The sequence below is a fragment of the Streptomyces sp. NPDC006339 genome (assembly GCF_040612775.1).
In the GTDB taxonomy this organism is placed as follows: Bacteria; Actinomycetota; Actinomycetes; order Streptomycetales; family Streptomycetaceae; genus Streptomyces.
This window is the reverse complement of sequence record NZ_JBEXQW010000059.1, coordinates 15,174-37,672: the sequence shown is the minus strand read 5'-3', so window position 1 is coordinate 37,672 and position 22,499 is coordinate 15,174. Positions and strand designations below refer to the sequence as shown.

23 protein-coding genes are annotated in these 22,499 nt (G+C 70.8%); 8 read left to right on the top strand and 15 right to left on the bottom strand.

All coding sequences use genetic code 11. The features are described from left to right. Positions 1–6 precede the first annotated feature (6 nt). Positions 7–1,731: a SpaA isopeptide-forming pilin-related protein gene (locus tag ABZ135_RS33485; protein WP_356701242.1), complete on the top strand. Its 1,725-nt coding sequence runs from the start codon at positions 7–9 to the stop codon at positions 1,729–1,731. 49 nt (positions 1,732–1,780) lie between these two features. Continuing rightward, positions 1,781–2,854, top strand: a complete 1,074-nt coding sequence (locus tag ABZ135_RS33480; protein ID WP_356701240.1) for a SpaA isopeptide-forming pilin-related protein — start codon at positions 1,781–1,783, stop codon at positions 2,852–2,854. A gap of 125 nt (positions 2,855–2,979) precedes the next feature. Here ABZ135_RS33480 and ABZ135_RS33475 read toward each other — a convergent pair whose 3' ends face one another. The 3 genes from ABZ135_RS33475 to ABZ135_RS33465 all read right to left on the bottom strand — a co-directional run bounded on the left by ABZ135_RS33475 (position 2,980) and on the right by ABZ135_RS33465 (position 7,398). Further along, on the bottom strand, positions 2,980–4,041 hold the full coding sequence (locus ABZ135_RS33475; protein WP_356701238.1) for a hypothetical protein: 1,062 nt from the start codon (positions 4,039–4,041) through the stop codon (positions 2,980–2,982). Positions 4,042–4,399: 358 nt separating this feature from the next. Beyond that, entirely contained in the window at positions 4,400–5,935 is a 1,536-nt protein-coding gene (locus tag ABZ135_RS33470) for a gamma-glutamyltransferase (RefSeq protein ID WP_356701236.1), read from the bottom strand. 125 nt (positions 5,936–6,060) lie between these two features. Beyond that, the gene (locus ABZ135_RS33465) at positions 6,061–7,398 is read right to left on the bottom strand and encodes a hypothetical protein (RefSeq protein WP_356701235.1); all 1,338 of its coding nucleotides are present in this window, start codon (positions 7,396–7,398) and stop codon (positions 6,061–6,063) included. Positions 7,399–7,624: 226 nt separating this feature from the next. Between ABZ135_RS33465 and ABZ135_RS33460 the strand changes: the two genes are divergently transcribed. The 3 genes from ABZ135_RS33460 to ABZ135_RS33450 all read left to right on the top strand — a co-directional run bounded on the left by ABZ135_RS33460 (position 7,625) and on the right by ABZ135_RS33450 (position 9,201). Continuing rightward, on the top strand, positions 7,625–7,978 hold the full coding sequence (locus ABZ135_RS33460; protein WP_356701234.1) for a DUF317 domain-containing protein: 354 nt from the start codon (positions 7,625–7,627) through the stop codon (positions 7,976–7,978). Between the two features lie 95 nt (positions 7,979–8,073). Further along, a complete protein-coding gene (locus ABZ135_RS33455) occupies positions 8,074–8,364 on the top strand; it encodes a hypothetical protein (protein ID WP_356701232.1) in 291 nt (96 codons plus the stop codon). Between the two features lie 15 nt (positions 8,365–8,379). Beyond that, complete coding sequence (locus ABZ135_RS33450) at positions 8,380–9,201, top strand: DUF317 domain-containing protein (protein ID WP_356701230.1); 822 nt, start codon at positions 8,380–8,382, stop codon at positions 9,199–9,201. A gap of 226 nt (positions 9,202–9,427) precedes the next feature. On the opposite strand, the gene ABZ135_RS33445 is transcribed toward ABZ135_RS33450, so the two are convergent. Both ABZ135_RS33445 and ABZ135_RS33440 read right to left on the bottom strand, forming a co-directional pair. Next, entirely contained in the window at positions 9,428–10,123 is a 696-nt protein-coding gene (locus tag ABZ135_RS33445) for a hypothetical protein (RefSeq protein ID WP_356701229.1), read from the bottom strand. A gap of 79 nt (positions 10,124–10,202) precedes the next feature. Beyond that, a complete protein-coding gene (locus tag ABZ135_RS33440) occupies positions 10,203–10,646 on the bottom strand; it encodes a hypothetical protein (RefSeq protein ID WP_356701227.1) in 444 nt (147 codons plus the stop codon). A gap of 403 nt (positions 10,647–11,049) precedes the next feature. On the opposite strand from ABZ135_RS33440, the gene ABZ135_RS33435 reads away from it, so the two are divergent. Continuing rightward, positions 11,050–11,619 carry a hypothetical protein gene (locus tag ABZ135_RS33435; protein WP_356701225.1) on the top strand — a complete coding sequence of 190 codons (570 nt, stop codon included), beginning with the start codon at positions 11,050–11,052 and terminating at the stop codon, positions 11,617–11,619. An 18-nt stretch (positions 11,620–11,637) separates the two neighbouring features. Here the strand turns inward: ABZ135_RS33435 and ABZ135_RS33430 are convergent, their stop codons facing one another. From ABZ135_RS33430 to ABZ135_RS33395, 8 genes are all read right to left on the bottom strand, one after another. After that, complete coding sequence (locus ABZ135_RS33430; RefSeq protein ID WP_356701223.1) at positions 11,638–13,380, bottom strand: relaxase/mobilization nuclease domain-containing protein; 1,743 nt, start codon at positions 13,378–13,380, stop codon at positions 11,638–11,640. Beyond that, a complete protein-coding gene (locus ABZ135_RS33425) occupies positions 13,377–14,003 on the bottom strand; it encodes a hypothetical protein (RefSeq protein ID WP_356701222.1) in 627 nt (208 codons plus the stop codon). The genes ABZ135_RS33430 and ABZ135_RS33425 overlap by 4 nt, the downstream gene beginning before the upstream one ends. Further along, the gene (locus ABZ135_RS33420; RefSeq protein ID WP_356701266.1) at positions 14,000–14,233 is read right to left on the bottom strand and encodes a hypothetical protein; all 234 of its coding nucleotides are present in this window, start codon (positions 14,231–14,233) and stop codon (positions 14,000–14,002) included. The genes ABZ135_RS33425 and ABZ135_RS33420 overlap by 4 nt, the downstream gene beginning before the upstream one ends. An 88-nt stretch (positions 14,234–14,321) precedes the next feature. Continuing rightward, positions 14,322–14,513, bottom strand: a complete 192-nt coding sequence (locus tag ABZ135_RS33415; protein ID WP_356701220.1) for a hypothetical protein — start codon at positions 14,511–14,513, stop codon at positions 14,322–14,324. Then, positions 14,510–16,162, bottom strand: a complete 1,653-nt coding sequence (locus tag ABZ135_RS33410) for a hypothetical protein (protein ID WP_356701218.1) — start codon at positions 16,160–16,162, stop codon at positions 14,510–14,512. The genes ABZ135_RS33415 and ABZ135_RS33410 overlap by 4 nt, the downstream gene beginning before the upstream one ends. After that, positions 16,159–16,800: a WhiB family transcriptional regulator gene (locus tag ABZ135_RS33405; RefSeq protein WP_356701216.1), complete on the bottom strand. Its 642-nt coding sequence runs from the start codon at positions 16,798–16,800 to the stop codon at positions 16,159–16,161. Before ABZ135_RS33405 ends, ABZ135_RS33410 begins: the two co-directional genes overlap by 4 nt. 153 nt (positions 16,801–16,953) lie before the next feature. Beyond that, the gene (locus ABZ135_RS33400; protein WP_356701215.1) at positions 16,954–17,652 is read right to left on the bottom strand and encodes a hypothetical protein; all 699 of its coding nucleotides are present in this window, start codon (positions 17,650–17,652) and stop codon (positions 16,954–16,956) included. Positions 17,653–17,654: 2 nt separating this feature from the next. After that, a complete protein-coding gene (locus ABZ135_RS33395) occupies positions 17,655–18,539 on the bottom strand; it encodes a helix-turn-helix domain-containing protein (RefSeq protein ID WP_356701213.1) in 885 nt (294 codons plus the stop codon). Positions 18,540–19,473: 934 nt separating this feature from the next. On the opposite strand from ABZ135_RS33395, the gene ABZ135_RS33390 reads away from it, so the two are divergent. Further along, positions 19,474–20,346 carry a helix-turn-helix domain-containing protein gene (locus ABZ135_RS33390; RefSeq protein ID WP_356701211.1) on the top strand — a complete coding sequence of 291 codons (873 nt, stop codon included), beginning with the start codon at positions 19,474–19,476 and terminating at the stop codon, positions 20,344–20,346. Positions 20,347–20,657: 311 nt separating this feature from the next. Here the strand turns inward: ABZ135_RS33390 and ABZ135_RS33385 are convergent, their stop codons facing one another. Next, on the bottom strand, positions 20,658–21,092 hold the full coding sequence (locus ABZ135_RS33385) for a hypothetical protein (RefSeq protein WP_356701209.1): 435 nt from the start codon (positions 21,090–21,092) through the stop codon (positions 20,658–20,660). Positions 21,093–21,311: 219 nt separating this feature from the next. Here ABZ135_RS33385 and ABZ135_RS33380 point away from each other — a divergent pair, with 219 nt between their 5' ends. Next, positions 21,312–21,638 carry a DUF6087 family protein gene (locus ABZ135_RS33380; protein WP_356701208.1) on the top strand — a complete coding sequence of 109 codons (327 nt, stop codon included), beginning with the start codon at positions 21,312–21,314 and terminating at the stop codon, positions 21,636–21,638. Between the two features lie 123 nt (positions 21,639–21,761). Here the strand turns inward: ABZ135_RS33380 and ABZ135_RS33375 are convergent, their stop codons facing one another. Beyond that, positions 21,762–22,391: an HAD-IA family hydrolase gene (locus ABZ135_RS33375; RefSeq protein ID WP_356701206.1), complete on the bottom strand. Its 630-nt coding sequence runs from the start codon at positions 22,389–22,391 to the stop codon at positions 21,762–21,764. Between the last annotated feature and the right edge of the window lie 108 nt (positions 22,392–22,499).

The window sequence follows — 22,499 nt, the reverse complement described above, 5'->3', positions numbered from 1 at the left end:
TTTCTCGTGCACGCCCGTACCGTTCGCGGCGCTCTCCGAACTCTGGCCGTGGCCACCGCCGCCGGCGTGGCCGGGACCCTGGCCTGGTCTCCCGCCCAGGCGGCCCCCGCTCCCGTCTCCCTGGGACCCGGCTACACGATCCCCGACTCCGAAGGCAACGCCGACGCCTCACACATCGGCGCGTATGGCCCGCCCGGCCCGGCCGTCCATGGCGACGCCGAAACCTACTGTGCCGACCCCGAGCGCAAGGGCCCCGCCGACGCCGACGGCTACAGCGCCCCGCTGCCGGTCACCTCTTGGACGTCCTCGGTGACCGGCAAGGCCGTGCCCAAGGAGCGCCTCGCCCAGGCCGCGTACGTGATCGGCAAGTACGGGCAGACCCGCGACAACGCGCAGGCGGCGGCGGTCGACGCCGTCGTGTACGAGTACCTGGCCGGCGGCACGTACGCCCTCCTCGGTGCCCGAGGCAAGCAGCGCCTGGCCTACCCGGTGGTCTCTCCGACCGCCCGCACCCTCGCCCAGGGCTATCTCGCCGAGGCCAAGCGCCTCGCCGGCCCCTACACCCTCAAGATCACCCCCTCGGTGAAGACCACCACCGCCGGAACCAAGGTCACCGTTGACGTGAAGGTCGCCACCAGCGCCGGCGCACCGGTGCCGAAGGTGAGCGTCGCGTTGGCCGAGTCCGGCTCCGGCACTACCTCCGGCCAGGTCGTCACGGACAGCGCCGGCACCGCGAGCTGGTCGTTCACCGCGAAGTCGGCGGGTACCGCGAGCATCAGTGCGACCGCCGACGGTCTGCCGGCCACCAGCCTGCAGGTCCTCACCCCGAAGAACCCCGCGGCCCAGCGCATCCTCCTCGCGGGCGGCACCACGAGCGTCAAGGATGCGGCGAGCGTCACCGTGGACGAGGCGCTCGGTGGCGTCACCATCCGCAAGAAGGACCCCGAGGGCACCCGCATGGTCGGCGCCGCCTTCCAGCTCCTGGACAAGGACGGCAAGCAGGCCGCCGAGGGCAAGACCGACGAGCAGGGCGTCCTCGTCCTCGACGGGCTGCGGGCCGGCACCTACCGGCTGCGCGAGACCTCCTCCGGCAGCCCGCTGCACGACCCGGTCCCAGAGCAGTCCATCACCATCACCGCCGGACACACTGCCCAGGCCAACCCCCTTGATCTGGTCGACCCGTTCAAGAAGGCCGGTCTGCTGGTGAAGAAGATCGACAAGAACACCGGCGAGGCCCTCGCGGGCGCGGTCATCATCATTCGGGCGGACGAGACGGACAAGACTGGCAAGCACACCCCGGGCAAGGTCCTCACCAGCCTGACCACCGGTACGAACGGCACCGCCCACACGGAGCTGGACGTCGTCCTCCGGGCAGGCACCCGCTACTGGGCCGCCGAGACCAAGGCCCCCGACGGATATCAGCTCGACACCAGCCCGGTCGCCTTCACCGCGCAGCCGGGCGCCGATGCCACCGTCACCCTCGCCGACCGTCCCATTCCGCCCCTGCCGCCCACCACCCCGCCGCCGAGCCCGAGCACCCCGCCCACCGCGCCCCCGGCCCCGCCGAGCACGCCTCCGGCCCCGCCGAGCGCCCCGCCGTCCGGCTCCCTCGCCCACACCGGGGCCGACACCACGCCGTGGCTGATCGGCGGCGCGACAGCTCTGCTCGCCGGCGGATCCGGCCTCTACCTGATCAGCCGCCGCCGACGCCCGACCGACACCGCCAGCTGACCGACGAGCGCGCCGTCCTCCTACCTGCCTCCCGCTCGGAGTAATAGTCATGAAGCACCACCACGTCCTGCCCACGCTCGTCCTGACCACCACGGCAGTGCTCGCCGCGGCCTCAGCCGCCTTCGCCGCCCCGCCCTCCGAACCCACTCCCTCGGCCCCCACGGCCCACGCCGGAATACCGCCCTCGGACGCGGGCAGCGTCGAGATCACCAAGAAGGACCCGGCCGGCGACGTGCTCTCCGGTGCCACATTCCTGCTGCTCGACTCCGCCGGCCAGGAGACCGGAGGCGGGAAGACCGACAACCAGGGGAAGCTGACCTTCCCCGACCTCGCGCCGGGCATCTACCGGCTCAAGGAGACGGCCTCCGGCAGTCCGCTCCACGACGTCGTGGCCGATCAGGACGTGATCGTCACACCAGGCGCGACCACCCGGCTGACGATCACCGACCCGTTCAAGGCCGCCCAGGTCGTCCTGCAGTCCAAGGACGACAAGACCGGCAAGCTGCTGCCCGGCGCGACCGTGAACATCGGCACCGGCGACTCGACGCTCCTCACCCTCACCACCGGGACCGGGGGTACGGCTTCCGGGGAGCTGCCGGTGTCGAGCCGGAAGACGGAGTTCTGGGTCAAGCAGATCAAGGCCCCTGACGGCTACGACCTCTACAAGCCGTCGAAGACTTTCACCGCCGGCCCCGGCGCCCCGGTGACCGTGACCGTCACCAACGCCAAGACCGCCGCCACGCCTAAGCCCACGCCCTCGGACAAGCCGACGCCCAAGCCCACCAGCACCCCGTCGGACAAGCCGAGTAGCAGCCCGACCGGCGCTCCGAAGCCCACGCAGACTGACACCAGCACGCCGGGCACCGGCTCCTCGTCCACCGCGGCCGAGAGGGCGCTCGACGCCTCATCGTCCACCGCATCCCCATCAGCCCTCGCAGCCTCGACCGGCGGCTCCGCGCCGGTCACCCCGGCAGGTTCCCTCGCCCACACCGGCGCCGACACCACCCCGTGGATCGCCGGAGGTGCCGGCCTCCTCGTTGTCGTCGGCGCCGTCACACTGGTCGTCACCCGCCGTCGTGGGGGGATCGAGCCGGAGCCGGACGACATCAGCGAGACCGTCTAGCCGAAGATCACCCCCAACAGCAGGCCCCTGGGACGTCGTTCCAGGGGCCCGCTCTCGTCTACCGCCGTGTCAGGCTGGCTCCACTGCGCGCCGCCATATACAGCACGATCTGCCCGGTCCTGGTCTCATGTCAGTACGGGTGCCTTCGAAGCAGGAGATCCACCGCGCTCGAGCCAGCGGTCGACCCAGGCGGGCACGGAGAGGGCAAGCTGCTGCTTGGCAGCGAAGGCCGCCGGCCTGTCCTCCCGGATCCGCTTCAGGCGATCGCCGCGGCGCTGGATGGCGCGAACCTCCAGCACTCCGCGCCGCTCGGCCAGGCCGGCGGCGACGGTGGTGCATTGGTCGCTGTAGCCGGGCGGCAGATGACAGGAGCAGTGTTCGTCCACGGTGGCGAGGGGCAGGCCCCAGCCGGGCGCCGCGAGCAGTGCCATCAGCCGCCGGTGGCCGGTGGCGCCGGAACCTTCCGCGAACGTGGGGTCGATGATCCAGCGTTCGCCACCGCCGCGTTCGTGGTGGCCGAGCCAGCCGGTCACGGCCAGCGGCGCCCCCAGGGTGCGGATCAGGCCGACGCGACGCAGCAGCCCGCTGGTCAGCCAGGCCGACGCCGCGGTGCCCCGGCGGCCCGGCCGCCGGTAGGGACGCTCGGCCGGGTGCCACCGGGCGGGCCGGTCGCGGTGGCAGGGCGTCATGCCGTAGGCACCCAGCCGCCGGTCCTGGACGTCGACGGCGCGCAGCCACTCGTCGCGGTCCAGACCCAGCAGGGTGACGGAGGCGGACGTATCCGGCACGCGCAACACCACCTGGCCGTCCTCGACGTGGGTACGGGCCCCCGGCACCCCCTTGATGTCGCCGTACTCGTCGGCGCGTGGCAGTAGCGCCTCGGCCAGGTCCAGGGCCTGGGACTCCTTCGGGTCACGACGCTCGACCAGGTCGGCCTCGAATCGGATCAGGAGGCGGTCGGAGCGCGGGTCGACGTATTCGATGCCCCATGGGTGCACAGTGGTGATCCGACGCCAGGCCAGTGCGGCCATCACCCGGGCCTCCAGCAGGATCTGGTCGGCATCCGGCTGCGGAATCAGCAAGGAGCCGGGCGCGGCGGCCTCGACCCGGCGCCGGGCGGACTGCCAGGGCATCCCGGTGTACAGACGCAGCAGTTCGGCGCGACGTTCGCCGGCGGTTGTCTTCATAACTCGAAGCCCCTCAACGCCGCGGAGCCGTCCCGACACAGCACACGCGGCAGAGAGCCACGAGGAACACGAGGACCATGCAGCGGCGCCGGCCGAGTTGGCTTCTCCACGGCGTGCTCGATGTCGGGTCGAGCGCGGGGCAGGGACCCCGCCGGGCCCACCGATCCGGATTCGACCACATCGACCGGGGGCAGGTCCTGGTCGCGGGGGTGACACGCCGCCGCACCACCCGAACGACGGCAGTCAGACATTGATCGACTCATCGGGGCATGAAGTGGCTCCAACTCCGCAGGCGGCACATCTGGCCCCTGTGTTGCTCGAAGTGCCCAACTGGCCCCTCTTGGCCACACCTCACGGGTTAGGCGCGGATCGGGAGCACGTCGTAGCGGCTGATAGCCAGGTACGTTTCCGGGGTCGCCGCTTCGAGGAGACTCTCGTCGCCCTCCAGGTCGAGCTTCGGCTCCTGGGGGCGGCGCAGCAGGTCGCTCCAGTCGCTCGCCGCACCCCGCTCGTAGGCTTCACGGAGCAGAGGGCGCAGCCGGGGACGGGCTTCCTCCTGCTGCTCGCGGAAGATCCGCCGCCGGGTGAGTCGCTGTTCCTCCTGAGCATCCTCGCTGAGTCCCTGGTCGACGGCCATCTGGTCCTCAGCGCGCAGCCCCGGGGTACGCCGGGCGATGGCGAGATCCTCCTCGTGGAGGCGCTCGCAGGCGGCGAACAGCTTCCGGGACATGCCGAGGTAGACCTCCGTTCCGGGGATGCGACAGGAGAGGAAGTCGTCGAGCCCCATCGAACGGATCCCGGCACGCAGGTTGTGCTGATCACCGTGGAGCGCCGCTCCACGGGCCTCGGCCCGCATAGCGAGCGTGAGGGTGTCGTCTTCCAGGGGGGTGGTCAGACCGGAGCGCCGGTGACGGGAAGTGCGGTCGGCCGGCACGGGCACCGTGCGCAGCTGGGATGCGGGAGCGGAGCGCAGCGCCAGGTAGGCGAGCATCTGGGCGCGGGCCGTGCCGATGAGCGCGTCGTCGTTGTCGCCGAGGCGGTCTTCGAGGTTTCCCGGACCCGCCGCTGTGTGGTCGTCGGTGTCGGATCCGCCTGGTATGAGCGGCGGCTGGCCGGGGTGCAGGTCGTGGTCGATGGTGAGGAAGAGGTCGTCTCCGGGCCGCACGGAGGCACCGACCAGGATGGTGCGGTGCGCGTACGAGCCGAGGATCTTGCTGCCGGCCGCCAGTTGCGCCCACCCTTTACGGAGTACGTCGACGCCGACGTTGCCGCCCTTGGCCTCGATGAGCCAGTACATCTCCTCCGTCTCGTGCCGTCCCCACAGGTCGGGCAGCTTCTTCTTCGGATCCTTGAAGGTTTCGCTCAGGGCGGGGATGGGGCCGCCGAGTTCGAGGTGCTCGGTCTGTCCGAGGCCGAGCAGCGAGCGGCAGGCCCACTCGGTCATCGTCATGCCCAGCCGGTAGGCGGCGGCGTTCTTCGCGGTGCGCTCGGTGCCGTGCTCGTAGACCGGGTTCAGGGTCAGGCGCCGGCCCTTGGCGCCCGGTACGGGGTGCCGGGGCTCGACGGGGTGCGCGCCGAGGTAGGCGTACAGCGGGGCGACTCGGGCGACGAGTTCCCCGTGCGCGTACTGCGGCTGGTTCTGCAGGTGCGGGGTGACGTCGCGGCCGACCTCGGTGGCGGCCTTGATGATCTCGCGCCACGTGGTGGTCGGGGCGTACCAGCCATCCGTTGCCGGGAGCCCGTCCGACCCGGTCCACGCCTTGTGCTCGGCCGTCCGCCACTGCCTCTTGGGCTTATCCGTGGGCCCGTTACGAAAGAGGACCGGTATGTCGAAGCTGTCGGCGTAGGTGAGCGGCGGCTCGTCGGGGACGTCGGCGGGGATCATAGGGTCCATGGGGATAACCCTGGCACGGGCCTGGACCGTCCCGGGGACCGGGCGGCGGGCTGCCGATCTGGATGGCTCCTGAGGTCATGGCGCAGTCGCGGTCATGATTGATGGCGACTGGTGCGGTTGCCCAGTCACCCGTCTCCTCGTCCTGTACCGCACGGTCGGTCGGGCCAGAAGATCGACAAGGGGAGTCGGACGGAGGGCAGGTGCACCGCCTGGATCGGTCCCAGGGCGGCGGCAGAAGCACGAAGGGCTTCGTCGAAGGTGCCGGAGCCAAGGACCTCAGCCGAGCAGGCAGGACAGTCTCCGGGGCGGCGGGCGTGACCGGCGCTGCGATCCGCGGACCCTCGGACGTGTGCGAAGGCGTCGTCTGGAAAGTCGGCCCGCACAACATGCCAGACACCGACGCGTTCGCCGTCGGGCAGCCCGGCCGCTACCGCCGGCCGCATCGGCGGCAGCAGGCGCCCGTGGTCCTGGACGAGGAACACCCGGTCGGTGAACTCGATGCTGTCCCCCTCGGGGCGCTCCTTCTCCAGCCACGCCCGGGCCTGCTCCCGGGTGCCAGGCCCCCACAGGTAATCCGTTGGGAACCGTGTCGTTTCGTAGCGGGTGTCGAACTCCGCCCAGTGAGCGTCATTCCAGCGACTGCCCGGAATGAAGGGGATGGCCCGTACCACGACGTGTTGGTACTCGTCGCTCTCCTCATCTTCCGCAGGTTCGGAGGCAGTGAGCGCGCCGGCGGGCTCCATCCGTGCCCGCCCGGAACCGTTCCAGCTCAGCACGGTGATCTCCCGGTGCAGAGGTGCCGGGTACAGGCGCCCATCGGGGGTGGCCCGCCCCCACAGCTGGTTGATCAGCTCCGCCAGATCCCGCACCGTTCGGGCCGCCCCGACAGGAGTATCGACATGGTGGCCGGAGGGATGGGCAACGTGGTTACGCAGCTTGGCCAGCGCGTCTTCGACCGCCCTGCTGCGCCGCCCGCGCAGCAGTCCCGCCGTACGCGCCCACAGGCGGAGCCCGTGCAGCATCCCGTTGAACTCGATGGCGTGGGTATCGACGACCAGCTTCGCGCGTTGCCGCGTCATCCTGTCCGCGCGCTTCTTGACGTCGTCGTACGACGTGACGGTGTAGGAGACGTCCGGGGCCTGAGAGAGGCGGAAGGTGATGGTGCCGGAGCACCACTCCATGAAGCGGTCGCGCAACGCCTGCTCGTAGATGAGGAGAGCCTGGTCGCCGACGATGGTGTACACGTCGTCGCACAGCACGCCGTAGGCGAAGACGGTGCGCAGCCGCTCGAAGGAGTCACGTGTTCCTGCCGCGACGCCCTCCGACAGGTTGCAGTCGGCGATCTGCCGCTGCTGGAACTCCGTGGCGTCTTCCGGCCTCATACGGCCGCCGAGTCCGTAGGGGTTGAACGCCAGCGACAGACCGTCTGCGGCGCGCAGCTCCTCAAGCGACCGGATCTCCATGTACTTCTCCTCACGATGGGAAACGGGCCAGCTTGCACCTCCGGGCCTCTAGTTGGCCACCCCTTTCCTTTCAGGTGGCTTCGTGAGATCGACGCGAAGTGAGGTGGAAGGCAACAGTTCGCCGGGGGCAGACAGGAAAGAGTTCAGAAAGACTGGCCAACGCGTGCGAGACCATGTCAACGTAGACGACCTTGCAAGAAACCCCAGGTCAGAGAGGTGATTGCTCGTGACCTTGACTCCCGTTGGCCCTGGATTCTCCACCCCCGTCGAGGCCCTGCGGCTGCGCGAGTGGCAACTGGGTCCTGGCCAGCCCACGCTCGTCATGGACCAATTCTCCGCAGAGGACTTCCACCTCATCGTGGACGACCGCGCGGACGTGCACGTCAGCTCGAAGGACGGCCGGTTCTATCTCGGCTGGTTCCCGCTCGGCCGTCCCGGCACCAACGGAGAGGGATGGAAGATCGCCGTCACCGGCACGGCCAAGGTGCGCGGCTATCACCTGTCGTTCGACACCGAGACGCCGGCTGAGATCGTGGCCGCCGCCGTGGCGCGCGTGCTGGAGACCTCGCGTCGCGTGTGACAGCGCTGCCGTTCCCAGGAGCCCTCGCTCCGAGGCGGCCGGCTGACTGCCGGCCGGTTCCATCGCTCATCGTTTCCGCACCCCAGGAGGCTTTCGTGACGTCCCCGGAGATGACCGTCGGCGACCTCATCACCCTGCTGTCCCGCTGCGATCGGGATGCTCCGGTCCGCAAGGCCATGAACCCGTTCTTCCCGATGTCCCACCGGCTGGCGCAGGTCGTGCAGTCTGTGGACGAGACCGGCCAGACCGTCGTCTACCTCGCCGAGGGACGTGACGAGAACAGCCAACTCGGTCACCTGCCCCCGGAGGTCGCCGTCGCCCTGGCCTGGCAGGAACCCGTTCAGGCACCCCCACGCCGCCCTCGCCGCAGTGCAGGCGACAAGTAGAACCGCATCGAGCCCTTGGAGGCGCCGCTGTACCCCGAATTCCCGCCCGACCCGTCCACACCGCCCGGCGGACAGCCCGCGTTCTGGGTCGGCCCCCGACACCTGGCCGGCGACGACAGGCGCCTCTACGACACCGTCGCCGACACGCTCTCCGGCCTGGGCTGGTCGAGCCTGACGATCGTCCGCGGTCGCCACGAGCCGGACGAAGCAGACGAGGACCGCCAGGTCCTGCGCAGCACCATCCTGCACATCAGCCCCGACACCCTCCGGTGGGCCCAGTGGAGCCTGGCCGACGAGCCGTTCTACCTGGGGGAACTACCGATCGCCTGGCAGGTCTCCGCCCGCGCGGACACGAGCAGTCCGCTCGCTGGGTGGTCGGCCTACTTCACCCCCGACGTCCCCGGCGAGGCCGTGGCCGACTTCCTCGTCGCGCTCGACGCCCGCGACCAGCCCGTCGTGCCGCTCGCCGGCCCGGACGTGGTCCTCGACGCCGTCGCCTCACACGGATGGCTCCGCGACATCGATCAGCCCCAAGGCGCAGCGACGGACCCGACGTTCACCTCGCATCTCAGCCTCGGCGAGGTGCCGCCCCTCATCCAGGACGGCGACCCGCGCGCCCTGACCACCAAGACCGACGAGGCTGGACCGCCTGGGTGGCAGGCGTGGGCCGAGCCCGCGCTCGGCGCACCATGCCTGTGGGTGGCGTCGTTCGGCAGCAGCGTTCCGCACGACCTCGTCGCCGCGTTCGCCGCCTCCCTCAGCTCGACCGCCCCGGTCCTGCGACGGGTCCTGCCCAAGGCCACCCAGGAGCGGCTCCTCCGCGCACCGGCCGTCTAACGCCTGCCGGCCCCCTCTCGCCCGACGCACGTAGCCCGGCCTCTCTCTGGGAGAGCCGGGCTCCTTGCTGTTCGGGCCGGAACCCACCTGCACCCGATGCTGCCCCCCTGGCGTCGAGGCCGACGCAACAGGTCGGTGTCGGCCCGAGCGGCACGCACTGACGGTGGGGTAAACGCGCGGATGCCCCCGACCGTCAGAGTCGGGGGCATCCGCGTATCGGGGCCGGTCAGCTCGCCGCCGTGGCCTTGTCGAGGGCCTTGTCGAGGTGGCGGTCGACCAGGGCCGGCGAGCCAGAGACGATCAACAGCAGACTGCCGGCGCGGATCGCGGTCTGCTTCACCACGGTGCTCCGGCCTCCGGCGGAGAACGTCAGGAGCTGGCTCCACTGCTCGTCACCGAGCCCGTGGGGCACGGGCAGCTTCTGCGACGCCATGTCGATCGGGGCCCCACCCACGACGACCTGATACTGCGGGCAGCCCGTCATGGCATCGAAGATCCGGCCTATGCCGTCGGACAGCTTGTTCGCGCTGTCGCTGTACAGCTCCTCGGAGACCTCGGAGGTGCTGCCGGCGTAGGTGAAGGTGGCCTTCGCCTTGCGCGGGAAGGACAGTGCGCCGCCGGTCGCAGCGTCGCCGCCCAGCTCGCTTAGGGCCGGGCAGCCGACGACGGTGACGTCGTCGTGCTGCGCGGGGCGCTCCGGCTTGCGCACGTAGTCGCCGCCGAGGTCGCCCTCGTCGAGCAGACGCGTCTCCAGGACGGCCGAAGACAGTAGAGCGGCATTCCGGTCGGAGCGGGCCGGCTTCCCGGCAGGGGCGGAGGAGGCGATGTCGGACTTCGTGCCGGCGGCGCCGCTGGAGCACGCGGGCACGGCGAGAAGAGCGGCGGTGATGCCGAGGGCGGTGGTGGCGACGCGAACGCGCATGACGGAACTGACCCCTTGGTGCTAGGCGGCGGGTGGTCAGTGCGGGCCCGCGGGCCCGGTGGGGTTGTAGGGGTGGGGGTCAGTGGCCGAGGTGGCGCAGGCAGTCCTCGAACGTGGCGTGCGTCGCGTCCGCGGGCCCGGCGCTCCGGTTGTACCAGGCGGTGTCGAGACGCGTCTCCTGCTGCTGGTGGCCCGCCTGGCAGCGTAGCCAGATCTGGTCGCGGGTGGAGAGGACGAGCCAGTCCCGGTACGCGCCGCACTCGGCGCAGGTGACCATCTCGTCGTCGAGGACCAGCGGCTGCTTCCAGGGCATCATCCTGCCGTCGAGCTGATCGTGGCTGGGCACCCGCAGTTCCGGCGGAAGGAAGTCGTCCACCACGACGGTCGGTTCACCGCGCTCGGCCTCGGCCGGCTGCCCCCCGATGCCTGGCGGCGTCTGGTCCCGCAGCCGCGCCGACAGCTCAAAGAACCGGCGCTGAGCCTCGCTGGGCTCCGCCGCCCGGCGGCGTATCCGGTGAAACACTCTGACGTCCTCCCTCGCCTCGTCCTGCTCGCGTCATGATCGTGCCCCACGCTCCCGGGAGCTTCAATTCACGAAGTCCACAGTCACCTTCGAGGAGGTCAGGACGCTGGCGGTGTCCCAGCCCTAGCGATGTGCTGACTGTCCCGTCCCGGCGCATCTTGCCGCCGCCCCATCGCGCTCTGCCGCGTTCGTTGTTCCGTCCCACGGTGTCTTAACGCTCGCGAGGTGGGTCGGGCTGCTTCCAGCGATGTCCGTGCAGATCAGAAGCTGTGTCACATGCCCTTTCCACTGGTCACCACGCTGGACGGAGGATTACCGCTCACGGGTGAGGCCACGAAGGCTCGACACGACCGTCTGGGCGTCTCGGGCAGCAGCATCAGCCTGAAGAGGCTTGGCTGCCTCCATGAGACTAGATAAGAGCCGGAGGGCGCTCACGCTGGCGGAGAAGTACTTGGAGATCCTGGAGGAGCTCACCGACGACGACCCGGAGGCATTCCGAGATTCCTTTGTCGGCGCCATCGCCGTGATCCGCAGGGTTGGTCACGCGGTCGACTTCGAGTCGAAGCAGTTGGGGCGTACGTCTCAGTTCAGCCAGTGGTGGAAGAAGAGCGAAGAGGATCGTCGACATCTGTGCGTCAAGGATGTGAGGGATCTGGTCCTCCATGAGGCGACGGAGGAGGCGCAGGTCCGGCATGAGGTCCTGGGGACCGGCACCGCGATCTCCAACGTGACGGCGTACAACCCGGCAGTGATAACCGCCACGGCGCACATCGACGTTGTCAGGGACGGAGGGCAGCCGGAACGGTACACCTTCAGCGCCATGCCAACACCGCCCGAGGCAGAGCAGGCAGGTCCCACGTTCCGCCGAACCTGGGTATTCGCGAACGGAAGTTGCGCCGGTGACGCTCTGCTTCCCGCCCTGCGCGAGTATCTGAAGTGGATGAGGGACGACGTCATCCCGAGAGCCGAATGAGGCGATTCTCCGAAGGATCTACCGGGTCTTTCCGACGGCGCCCTCCCCGCCGCGACGTCGGCCAGGCGCAGAGGGCCGGGATGCCGCATCGCGGGGCGTGGGCAGGCCACCTGTTGTGCTGTATGCGGGTAGTGCTGAGGCATCGGCGGGCAGGTCGGCCATCCTTCGCATTCGCCACACCAGCACGTTGCTGACCGACTCCGCGGTGTCGAGTTCACGGCGCTCGACCGCGTCGGAGAGGAGGGCGGCGGGGTCGTGGCCGGCGGCTTCGGCGTCCGCGATGGTCGCCGCCAGGGCGTACCAGCCGGGCTCGGCGAGGATCTGCTCGGCCAGAGCGGGCAGCGCCTCGCGCAGCACCACCGTCTGCCGATGGAGCAGGGGCAGATTCAGGCGCCGGCCTCTCTGATAGAGCACGCCGAGGGGCCCTGCGGCGGCCTCCTGGTAGGCGGAGCGCAGGTGCTCGGCGGCCCGCGCGGCGGCGGCGGCCTGCTGCGCGTGGCCTTTCCTTGCGTGCCAGTGCGCGGCGGCGGTGATCAGGAAGAACAGCATGTCGATCGCCATCGCGGTGCTCGCCCCGTCCTCGCCGCGGCCGAGGGCCGGCCCGCCGTGGACGAGGTCGCGGGCGGCTTGGCGCAGGGCGCGGTCGTGTCCGCGTACGGCGCGGACGTGGGAGCGCGAGGCCCGTTCGAAGGCCGTTGCGGCGTCGCGTAGTTCCCGGCGGGTGTGAGCGGCGGAGGTCTTCGCGAGGGCGTCCAGGATCTCGCCGGCCGCGGCGATGTGTGCGGCGGCGACCCCGTCGTCGCCGTGCTCGATCACGAGCACGGCCTGCCACGCTGCCGATGCCGTCTTGCGGCGAGCAGCGGCCGGTGTGCCCGGCCCCGTACGGATTGCATCCTCCTGCCGAGCCGCCGTGTTCCCCTGGGTATCGCCGGACCAGCGCTCACGGATGCGGGGCAGCGAGAGGTCGGGAGCGAGGCGCGCGCCGGGGTAGAACACCGGCTCGCCGTCCTTGTTCCGGTCGTCGGGCAGGGCGACCTTGTATCCGAGGAGGTCCCCGGAGGGCGCGACGCGCTTACGGATCAGGAGGCCGTCACCGGCGAGCCGGTCGAAGAACTCCTCCTCGCTGGTCGCGCCGGCCACCGCGCGCCGTACCGTCTCGCGCAGTTCTTCGCGGGCGGTGCGCTCGCGGCCTTGCCGCTCGGCCTTGTGGCGTTCGGCGCTGGTGGGCCGCTGGGCAGCCGTGCCGTCGCCGGGCGCGACCTCGTGGAGACCGAGTTCCTTTTCGATGAGCCGGGCTTCGGCCTGGGCGCGGGCGCCGGAGCGGTAGTCGTCGGGGCGATGGCCGTCTTCGGTCACGAGGGTGGCGACGATGTGGATGTGGTCGTCCGCGTGCCGTACGGCGGCCCAGCGGCAGCCGGACTGCCCGTCGCCGGGGTCGATGCCGGTGGCGGCGACGATGCGGCGGGCGATGTCGGCCCACTCCTCGTCGGACAGGATCCGGTCGCGCGGGTCTGCGCGGACGGAGGTGTGCCACACGTGCTTGGCCGGTCGGGCGTGCTCGGCGAGGGCCATCACGGGCTGGTCGAGGAGCTGCTGGAGGTCCTTGAGGGTGGCGTTCGGGTCGCGGCCGGGGTCGGGGGACATGCCGTCGAAGGAGGCCACGAGATGGGGGTCGGTGTGTTCCTCGTGCTTACCCGGGCCGTAGAGGTATGCCAGGAGCCCGATGGTCCGGGAGCCCGAGGAGTTGACGCTGGGGATCACGAGCTGCGGCGTTCGATCAGTCGCGTGGCGGCTTCGTGCGAGGTGTCTGCGGCACGGCGTACAGCGGCGATGGCCGCTTCGAGCTGAGGAGCGCCCGCACCGGAGTTGAGCGCCTTGACTGCCTGGTTGAGATTGCTGCCGGCCCAGCCGAGCCGACGTCGGCTGTCGAACAGGGCTGTGAGCACTTCGCGCTCGTCGGCGATCTCGGCGCGGGTGCGGTCGAGGTCGCGGGCGGCGGTGAGCGCGGAACGGGCGAGGAATCCGGCGACGGACAGGCTGCACCGGGCGGCGGCGGACTTGATCAGGGCGAACTCTTCTTCGTTGAAGCGTGTGTTGGGCTGGTGCAGACGCTTCTTCTCGGGCGGCTGGCGCGGGCGCTGACGGGCGCGGGCGGCGCGCTCTCGGCGTGTGCGGCGATCGGTCGGCTTCTCCTCCTGCCCCGACTTCGACCCGCCCTCGGTCGAAGTCGGAAGGACCTGCGCCCCCCGGTGCAGGTCCTCTCCCGCCCCCTCGGGGGCGGGTTCGGCGGAAGCTACGCTTCCGCCCCAACTTGCTCGCCCTGAGATCGAGTTGAGGTCGGGAGCAGGTTCCGGGGTGGTGTCGTACTGGGTCGGGTGCGTCATCGGGATTCGGGCCTCGTAGAACGGATGCGGAGCTGGATGGCGGCGGCCAGTTCGACGACGTCGGCCGGTCCCGACAGGACGCGGACCGGGCCGTCGGGACGGCCCTGGACGAGCCACTGGCCAGTGGGCGCGAGGACAGCGGCGTGCACGAGCCGCCGGCGGACCAGGACGTCCGCCCAGGCGCCGGCCTCGATGACCGTGGGCTCGGATGACCGAGGAGAAGGCGAAATCACGGCATACCTCCTTGAGCGGGGCGGTGGCCCGGCACGAAGCCGGGCCACCATGGTGGATAGGGGCTTGAGCTGGGGTTTTGCACGCTCAACCGCACTCGGGACAGCGCCCGACATGGCTGCTGAGCGCGCGAGCCATCCGCTGTTTCGTCGAGTCAGCCTGCTTCGCGCTGGACTTCGCCGCCGGCTTGCCCTCGTACCGCTTTGAGTGGGCGAGCATGAAGCCGATCTCCCGCTCGTACTGCGTACGGACGGTGTCGAACTGGTGGCAGGTCTTCATCGGGCGGTGCTCCTTGTCGTCGTGGTGTCGATGCTCCGCAGCTCCTGGAGGACGAGGCTCAGCCGGTCGTTCCGGCCACCCTTCAGCCCCTCGCGGCGGAGGATCTCTCGTAGCTGGACGCGTGTGACGGCTGGGTTGCCGTCCCGTTCGAGCAGGGCGGGGACGTGAGGGAGGACCTGCTGGACGAGCTGGTCCACCGACTGCTCCGCCTCGCGTGACGGGCGCTGTGCCTGCGGGGTGTGGGGGCGGCTCCCCCGCTGCCCCTTGCCGTTGGTCCTCGTCTTCGAGTTCGTCTTCCGTCGGAGGGGGACCTTGTGTCCCCGGTCCCCGGTGGGCTGGGTCCCCGTGTCGGTGGGGGTCGGTCCCCGGTCCCCGGTGGGTTCGGTCCCCGTGTCGGTGGGGGTCGGTCCCCGGTCCCCGGTGGGTTCGGTCCCCGACTCGGTACTGGCCGGTCCCCGATACGGATCAGGGCTCTGAGCTGGGGTTTTTTGGGTATGAAGGCCGGTCCCCGAGCTTCCGGTGTCCCCTGCCGAGGCTTCCGTATCGGCGGGACCGGTCCCCAGGACCGTGTCCACTTCCGGGGTCTCGGTCTTCACGACGGTCCCCGTGTCGCCGCCTCCGGTCCCCGCGTTCGAGGGCAACTTCGAGTCCGCGATTTCGGGGACCGGGCCCGGCTCTCTCCGGTTGCGTGGCCCCCGGTCCCCGACCGGACCATCGGCTTCGTAGGGACCGTCTACGGGGACCGCCGCTTGCGAGGTCGGTTGAGCGGGGACCATGGCTGCCGGTGTCGTGCTGTGTGCCGGGGACCAGGGAGAGGGCAACGGGACCGTGGCGAGCGCGAGGGCGTGCCGACGGGCGGCGAGCTGGTCGAGCAGCTGTGCGCGCTGGAGGGGGTCGGTACCCACCGAGGCCCTGCCGACCGCCTTCGACAGGCGCCGTGTGAGCCGTCGGCCGCGCCAGCTCTGCTGCTGCTCGGGGGTGCGCTCGGCGAGACGCGCGGCCAGGGTGACCGCCCGGGCGGTGGCCCGGTCCCGGGTGATTTGCGCGGCGTCTCGGTCGCGCGCGGCGATACCCAGGCGGGACAGGAGCCGTTCGCGTGCCTCCCGCCCCAGGACGGCGAGCAGGCCGTGGGAGGCGGCGTCCGGGGTGCGCAGGCGCAGCTCGATGCCCATGGCGAGGTGCCACAGCATCGCCGCCATGACCGGTCCGACGAAGGCGCGGACGGTGCCGCCGACAGGACCGCTCTCGGCGTAGGCGGGGATCACCTGCACTCCGGTGATCACCCAGACCAGGGTGCCTGGCAGGCCGGGGGCGCCCTGCGTGGCCAGGTTCTGCCGTGCCATCAGCGCGGTGGCGAAGAGCGCGAGCTCGGCGGCGGCGAACATGCCGGCGCGCTCGGCGGTGCCGGCCATGTCGAGGTAGTCGGCCGCGAAGCGCCACGAGGTATCGGCGCTGTAGGCGGTGCAACCGAGGGCAGCGAGGGCGGCGACCTTGACCGCCGGGCCGCCGCCGAGAGGCTTCTGCGGGCGAGCTCCCCGGCGCCGCATAGTCCAGGCGGCCAGCACCAGGGCGAAGGCGGCGGCGACGCTGGCGGCGAGGAGGAGAGGGAGGTCTGGAGCGGCACCAAGGGACAGGACGGGGTGGGTCATGCGGCCTTTCCGAAAGAGGCGGGCGCCACGGTCGACGCTGCCTGGCGGGACACCGGCTGCCGGGTGCCGGGCTTGGTGGATACGGGGCTGCTTATTGCCGGGGCGGTCTTCTGCCGCTTCTTCTTGGGCCGGGGCACGCCGTAGGTGCGGTCGCGGTCGAGCACCTTGTTGGCCGCCTGACGGAGGAGATCACGGGCGTGCTTGTGGCTGATCTGCAGGCCGGCGGCCAGTCGGGCGGGCCGCCAGCCCCGGACATAGGCGTGGTCGACGACGACCTGGCGCTCGGCCTCGGTCAGATGTACGTCGCGTCCCTGGAAGAACGCGGTCACGCGCCGGTAGTCGAGACGCTGGGGCAGCCCGTCGTGCCAGGAGCGCCGTTCGGCTTCGGTGAGGCCGCCCCAGATGCCCTCCTTCAGGACGTTCTCCAGCGCGTAGTTAAGGCAGTCGCTGCGCACCGGGCACCAGCCGCACAGCTCCTTCGCCTCGGCGATGGCTTCGTGGTCTCGGGGGAGTGGGAAAAAGACGGCGTCGGCGTCCTCGACGTCCATGCCATGGCACGCTCCGCGGGCGTGCCAGCTGGTGTCTGCGATGCCGCGCAAACCAGTGGCCGGCGCGTTGTGGGTGGTGATGTAGCGCAAGGGGTTCTCCGATGTGCTGCCGTGTCGGCCGGCGAGGGCGGTGCTCGGCGGGTGCGGCGTCAGGTGCCGGCTGCGGTGCGAGAGCGTGCGTCGCAGCTGGGCGGACGGTGGTGGCGGCGGGCCGGGCAGGGGCGCGCCGGCTGTGTACGCCGGTCAGGCCACGGCTGGCTGCTGGGCCTGCTGGGTGGCGGCGAGGTCGAGGCGGCCGGGGTGTGGGGTGGCGCGCGGGGCGGTTCCGCGCGCTCCGCCGTCGGGGCCGACCCTTCGGCGGCGGCACGGCTCACCGGGCTGGGCCAGGCACCACTCGCACCGGACACTCAGGGCGTCGGGCTGCCCCTGCGCGACAGCGGCCTCACGGGCTGCGCGGGCGGGCCGGTAGGGCGCGAGGGCGGCTCGGGCTGCGGGCGGTATGCAGGAGCCGATCGCCCGCAGCCGCGCCTCCAGCCTCGGATCGATGCCGTCGCGACCGCTGGTGATCGCCCGAGCCTGCGCAGGCTGCGCGATGCCGGCGGCGACGGCGCGGCGGGCGCCGACCAGCTCAGCGGTCCAGGCGGCCTGGTCGTCCGGGTCGACGGACGGCGTGGGGTCGGAGTGCCGGGCCAGGCGGTCGCGCCGGTAGCTCTCCCAAGGACGGGCCACGTCCGCGGGCAGGATCTGGTACGGCGAGGTGCGGATGTGCTGCCGGGCGGCGACGCGGGCGTCCCAGCCGTGCGGCGTGGCCATCGGCACGTCGCCGAGCAGATCGTGCCACTGGGCGAGCTGGTCGCGTGTTTCGCCCGGGTTGGTGCGGATGGTGCGGGGGTCGAGTCGGCCGATGTAGGCCAGCAGGGCGGCGATTTCGCGGCGGTCCACGGTCAGCCCTCCGTTCCGGTCGGCTCGTCGAGGGCGGCGAGGAGGGCAGCGGTTTGGGCCTCGACCCGCGTCATGCCGCCCGGCGCAGCGGAGCCTCCGCCGGGCAGGGCGTAGAGGCTCGGGCGGCTGGGGGCGTGCTCTCGGGCGATCCAGGAGCGCCAGTCGGCCGCCCAGGCCCCCGCTGTCCGCGGCTCGAAGGCGGCACGGTGGGCGCGCCACTTCGCATCGGCTGCGTGCAGGCCCTGTTCGCCGAGGCGGTCGAGGTGTCCCTGCTGGCGGGCCCAGGCGTGGGTGGCTGGGTCGACCTGCCACTCGGCAGCCGGGATGACGGCGGCACCACTGCTGTACCTACGGTTCAAATCCGGTTCACTACGGTTCTGTGTGCCGGTTTCCGGTACACCGCTGTGCCGGTTTCCGGTACGTCGGGGTGCCGGTTTCCGCCGGGACCTGCCGGTATCCGGCACTGCCGGTTTCCGGTCCCTCGCGGGGGATTCCGGTACCTCGCGCGGCCGGATTCCGTACCGCCGCAGGACCGAGATCCGGAGGGTGGGGGCGGCCTCGTGCTTGCCCGCCGACTCCTGGTCGGGGTTCTCGTCCTCCGCGGTCTCTGCCACGGCCTGGGCGGCGAGGGGCAGGCGGTAGACCGTGCTGCGCTGTGGGCCGGTGAGGTCATCGAGCTGCTCCAGCTCGCCGGCGTGGACCAGGCGGTCGATGGCCTCGCGAACCGTGGACACGGAGGCGCGTGTGCGCTTGGCGAGGCTGGACAGCGAAGCCCAGGAGACGCACTGCTCGTCGGCCACCCGGTCGGCGATCGACAGCAGGACCAGGCGCGCGGTCCCCCGGCTGGAGCTGTGCTCCCACACCCATTCGCGGGCTTCGCTGCTCATCGGCCGCTCCCGGTCACGGGGCGGTTCTGCAGGCTCGCCGAGGCCGGCGTGAGGTGCTCCAGCCCGGGGCGCTGAGGCGCCGAGGTGGAGATGGCTGCCGCGCAGGCCAGGCGGAAGGGCCTTTTGCGCAGGGCAGGAGGCATGCGATACTCCTCGTTGCAGTGTTGCCACGCTGATGCGCCCCTAGGAAGGACTCAGCGTGGTGATGGTGGGCAACATCCGCCCTTGCCGGGGCGGACATGCCATTTAGCGTTCGGCGTCTGGGAGTTACCGCTCCCGGACGCCGTCGCTGTATGCGGGCCTACACGATCTGCCATGCTCCTTACGTCCAACGTGCCGGGCAGCGTGCCCGGGGGACGACGAACATACGCACCGGCCCGTGTCAAGATCCAGACTTGGTTCTTAAACTCTGTACTGGTTGCAGAGAGTTACGGGAAAGCGCACTCTTGAGCTCGCTCGGAAGCGCCGGCTCATGCCGTGTCCGCCTGAGAGTTGCCGCTCTCGGCCGGGCTGAGTCCTCTCGTTCCCTCGGACGCACCGTCCGTCGGCTGACCGTGAGTGCGCCCGCGCGTCGTGAACCGTACCGCTCGTGTGCGCGCATCGCCCCCCCAGCCTCTCGCTTGCGATCGAATTGGACATTTGGTGTAAGTGTGAAGTCTCGTGTTCGCCCTGCCGGCGTTCGACGCCGGACGGGACGGCTGCGGGCCGTCGGGCGGCACCCCCATCGTGGGCGGGGCTGATCCGGTGGCGCGCTGCGCAAGCGGCGTCGACGACGCAACGCACGCGAAGGAGCCCTTTTGGGGCTGGTGTCGCAGAGAGCCGGAGTTCGGCCAGCAGGTGCGATACGAGAACGTACGCCAATTGCGCAGACGTATCAACCCTGGGTACAGTTGCGGAAGACGCCGCCCCCCATCGCCACCCCGCAGGAGTTCATGTGCCACGTCAGTTCGACGGCAGCCGCGTTCGCGCTGTCCGGCGAGGCAAGGACCTCCACCAGAAGGAGCTGGCTGAGATGGTGGGCGTCAGCGCCCCCTCGGTCGCGCGATGGGAGAGCGGCCAGGACTTCCCCAAGGGCGAGAAGCTCCCGGCGATTGCGGCCGCGCTCGGTCAGCCGCTCGACGTCCTCTTCCCCCACGACGGCTCACCGGACCTGCAGCTCCTGCGTTGCGACGCCGGCCTCAGCGTGGCGCAGGCCGCCGCGATCATCGGCACGAGCCGCGTGCCGGTGAGCAACGCCGAATCCGGCCGGCGTCGGCTCAACGATGCTTACGTGCAGCCGCTCGCGCAGGCGTACGGGGTGACCGAAGACGAATTGCTGGCCGCCCAGGACTGCTCGTTCGGGCTTCGCCCCCGGACCTCGCGCGACCAGCAGGCGTCTGCACCTCGCACGGTCGGAGAAAAGATCAACTATCTCCTGGAGTACGGGTACGCCGGCCAGGAAGCGCCCTCCGATGAGGAAATCGCACGCCTCGTCAACGAGCATGCGGGTATGGCGGCCGTCACCGCCGACGACATCGCTGCTCTTCGCAGGGGTGCCACGACGAACGCTTCAGACGTGGTGCGAGCCGGCCTCGCCCATGCCCTCCAGGTCGACGCGGCCCTCCTCCAGGACGACGCCCAGGTCGATCCTAAAGCCCGCGAATTCATGGAGGGGCTCCGCTTCCTCAGCTCGATCGACCGAGGGCAGATCATCGGCCTGGCGGCCCGCGGCAACAGCAGCGGCCTGTCCGTCGAGATGATGGCCCACATCAATGAGCTCGTCGGAGAGCTCAAGCACAAGCTGCCCGAGGCGCACGGCGGGGAGTGACGCCGTCGGCAGGTGCTCCCTGCGGGTCCGGATGCCCGGGCGTTTCCGCTCCGCCGGCTAACGTCCGCCGCGGACCGCCGACCGTGCGTGGCCAGAACCGGTACGAGCTGCTTTGCAGCCGTGGCGGTGGTGACAACAGCGAAGGGATACGGCAACGCCCCGGCAGGGGAGTCGCCGTATCCCTTCGCTGTTCCTGTTCCCGGCGCTGCAACGCCGGGACGGAGACGGATCTGCGGCTTGCTTGCTCAGTACGCCCGCCCGCACCCACCCGCTGGACCCCAGCCTGTGGCGGGAGACCCCGTGACGGAGACCTACTCCGGGCGCCGCCCGCAGTTCGGGCAGGGCAGTTCGAGGCCAGGGCTGTAGACGGCCTCGCAGTCCCGGCAGACCGCCAGGTGGATGTAGTTGCAGGCGCAGCAGTCGTCTGTGCACGAGGACGGCCCCGGGCACACATACGGCTCGCGCTCGGGTACGGGGCGCGGCAGCCGAGCCTTCGGTGGCAGGGTCTCCAGGTACGCGATGTAATCCGGGCGCTCCCGGGTCGGGCACCCCTCCGGGCAGGGACCCGAGAGCCACGGGTCGTGCCCCGGGATCGGGTCGCCCTCCTCGCAGCGGGGAGCCACCCACGGGTCCCAGATGGCGAGGCCGTTCGAGCGGCGCAGGGCCTTGGCGGCTTCGGTGTACGACTCTCCGGTGGCCGCCTGACGGCGGCGTACGGGGCCCTTGCGGGCGTGGTCAGTGGGCATGGCAGCTCCATGGGCATCCAGAGGGGATCTGAATGCGCTGGCGCCGAGCACCTTGTCCAAGCGCGTCAGCGAAGCCGACCACGCGGGCCTGCGCGCGGCCCACCCCACGAACCCGCAGGGCGCACCGAGCCTAGCAGCGCCAGAGCGCCGCGCCAGGGGGCATCACCCGAACGAGGGAAGGGGTAGCGGCCCGGACCGCCCCTCGGCCACGATGCCCGAATGCAGGCAGACGAACCGCTGGAGGAGTGGGCGCGCCGACGTGCCGAGCGCCAGGCCGCCTCGACGGGCAAGCAGCGCGCCGTGCCGCTCGGAGACGGCCCTCACCGCGGGGCCCACGTCGGCCCCAGCGCGCCGAGAGCGATCGAGGAGTGGACCGGCACGGAGTGGGCGGTGGTCGGCGTCGCCGAGGACCTCGCCGCCGCCAAAGCCCTGCTGTACCCGCCACCGCCCGCGCAGGAGAAGCCGGCCGAGTGGGACCGTCCCGTACTCGGTAAGCGCCGAGGCCGGCATCGAAAACCGACCTCGGCGGAGGAACAGGACCGCTAGTCCCGTCTGCGTGAGGTCGGATTCCGGGTCTTCATCGCTACAGCAGCGCCACGACCGATCAGATGTCAGCCTGCGGATGGCACGGAACTCGCCCCCGGTCTGACCGTTGCGCGGGGCGCAGCCCTACGACGTGGCGAGCTCCACGCCGAGCAGCTGGGAGAGGGTGGCTACCGTCTGCTTGGGATCCTGGTTGTGTACGCCAGTGAGGCCGAGCTGCTGTGCTGCCTGGACGTACGCTTCGGTGTCATCGACGAAGATGCACTCCTCGGCCGGCAGATCCATGAGCTTGAGCGTGATCTCGAAGAGCTCGGGGTCGGGCTTGCGCAGCAGGTGCTGCTCGGAGATCACGACAACGTCGTACAGCCGCTCCAGCTCGTAGCCCTCGTACAGGTCCCAAGGGGCGAGCCCCACGCTGTTGGAGAGGATCCCCACCTTGATCCCGGCCCGCCGCGCCGCGGCAGCCGCATTGATCATCAGCGGCTCGGGGCGAAGGTCGCCGAAGATGCGGCCCATCAAGTTGTCAGCCGGCACGCCCAGCATCTTGCCGGCGAACTCGTTCCACTCAGCCTGGGAGACCGCTCCGCGCTCGAGGTCACTGGTGATCCGGACGCCCTCCTCGTGCTTGTACAGGGCCGTGAGGCAGGCACCCTGCGGGAGGCCCTCGCGCTGCTCGAAGGCAAGCACTGCGGGCAGCAGCGGAGTGGTGAGAACGCCTCCGAAATCGAGGATGAGGCCGGTGCGGCGGTTGGACATGCGGGAACTCCAGATTGCTGAGATTTCGGACGCCCATCCAGACCGGACAGCGTCACGGCCCGGCTACGTGTGGCGACGGCAGCAGCTGCGCGTCGCAGGCCGGGGGTG

What these genes read in the sequence shown, in the direction of transcription:
- ABZ135_RS33480 (WP_356701240.1), top strand. Translation starts at nt 1,781, where the DNA reads ATGAAGCACCACCACGTCCTGCCCACGCTCGTCCTGACCACCACGGCA.
- ABZ135_RS33475 (WP_356701238.1), bottom strand. Translation starts at nt 4,041, where the DNA reads ATGAAGACAACCGCCGGCGAACGTCGCGCCGAACTGCTGCGTCTGTAC.
- ABZ135_RS33470 (WP_356701236.1), bottom strand. Translation starts at nt 5,935, where the DNA reads ATGGACCCTATGATCCCCGCCGACGTCCCCGACGAGCCGCCGCTCACC.
- ABZ135_RS33465 (WP_356701235.1), bottom strand. Translation starts at nt 7,398, where the DNA reads ATGGAGATCCGGTCGCTTGAGGAGCTGCGCGCCGCAGACGGTCTGTCG.
- ABZ135_RS33445 (WP_356701229.1), bottom strand. Translation starts at nt 10,123, where the DNA reads ATGCGCGTTCGCGTCGCCACCACCGCCCTCGGCATCACCGCCGCTCTT.
- ABZ135_RS33435 (WP_356701225.1), top strand. Translation starts at nt 11,050, where the DNA reads ATGAGACTAGATAAGAGCCGGAGGGCGCTCACGCTGGCGGAGAAGTAC.
- ABZ135_RS33425 (WP_356701222.1), bottom strand. Translation starts at nt 14,003, where the DNA reads ATGACGCACCCGACCCAGTACGACACCACCCCGGAACCTGCTCCCGAC.
- ABZ135_RS33415 (WP_356701220.1), bottom strand. Translation starts at nt 14,513, where the DNA reads ATGAAGACCTGCCACCAGTTCGACACCGTCCGTACGCAGTACGAGCGG.
- ABZ135_RS33410 (WP_356701218.1), bottom strand. Translation starts at nt 16,162, where the DNA reads ATGACCCACCCCGTCCTGTCCCTTGGTGCCGCTCCAGACCTCCCTCTC.
- ABZ135_RS33395 (WP_356701213.1), bottom strand. Translation starts at nt 18,539, where the DNA reads ATGAGCAGCGAAGCCCGCGAATGGGTGTGGGAGCACAGCTCCAGCCGG.
- ABZ135_RS33385 (WP_356701209.1), bottom strand. Translation starts at nt 21,092, where the DNA reads ATGCCCACTGACCACGCCCGCAAGGGCCCCGTACGCCGCCGTCAGGCG.
- ABZ135_RS33380 (WP_356701208.1), top strand. Translation starts at nt 21,312, where the DNA reads ATGCAGGCAGACGAACCGCTGGAGGAGTGGGCGCGCCGACGTGCCGAG.
- ABZ135_RS33375 (WP_356701206.1), bottom strand. Translation starts at nt 22,391, where the DNA reads ATGTCCAACCGCCGCACCGGCCTCATCCTCGATTTCGGAGGCGTTCTC.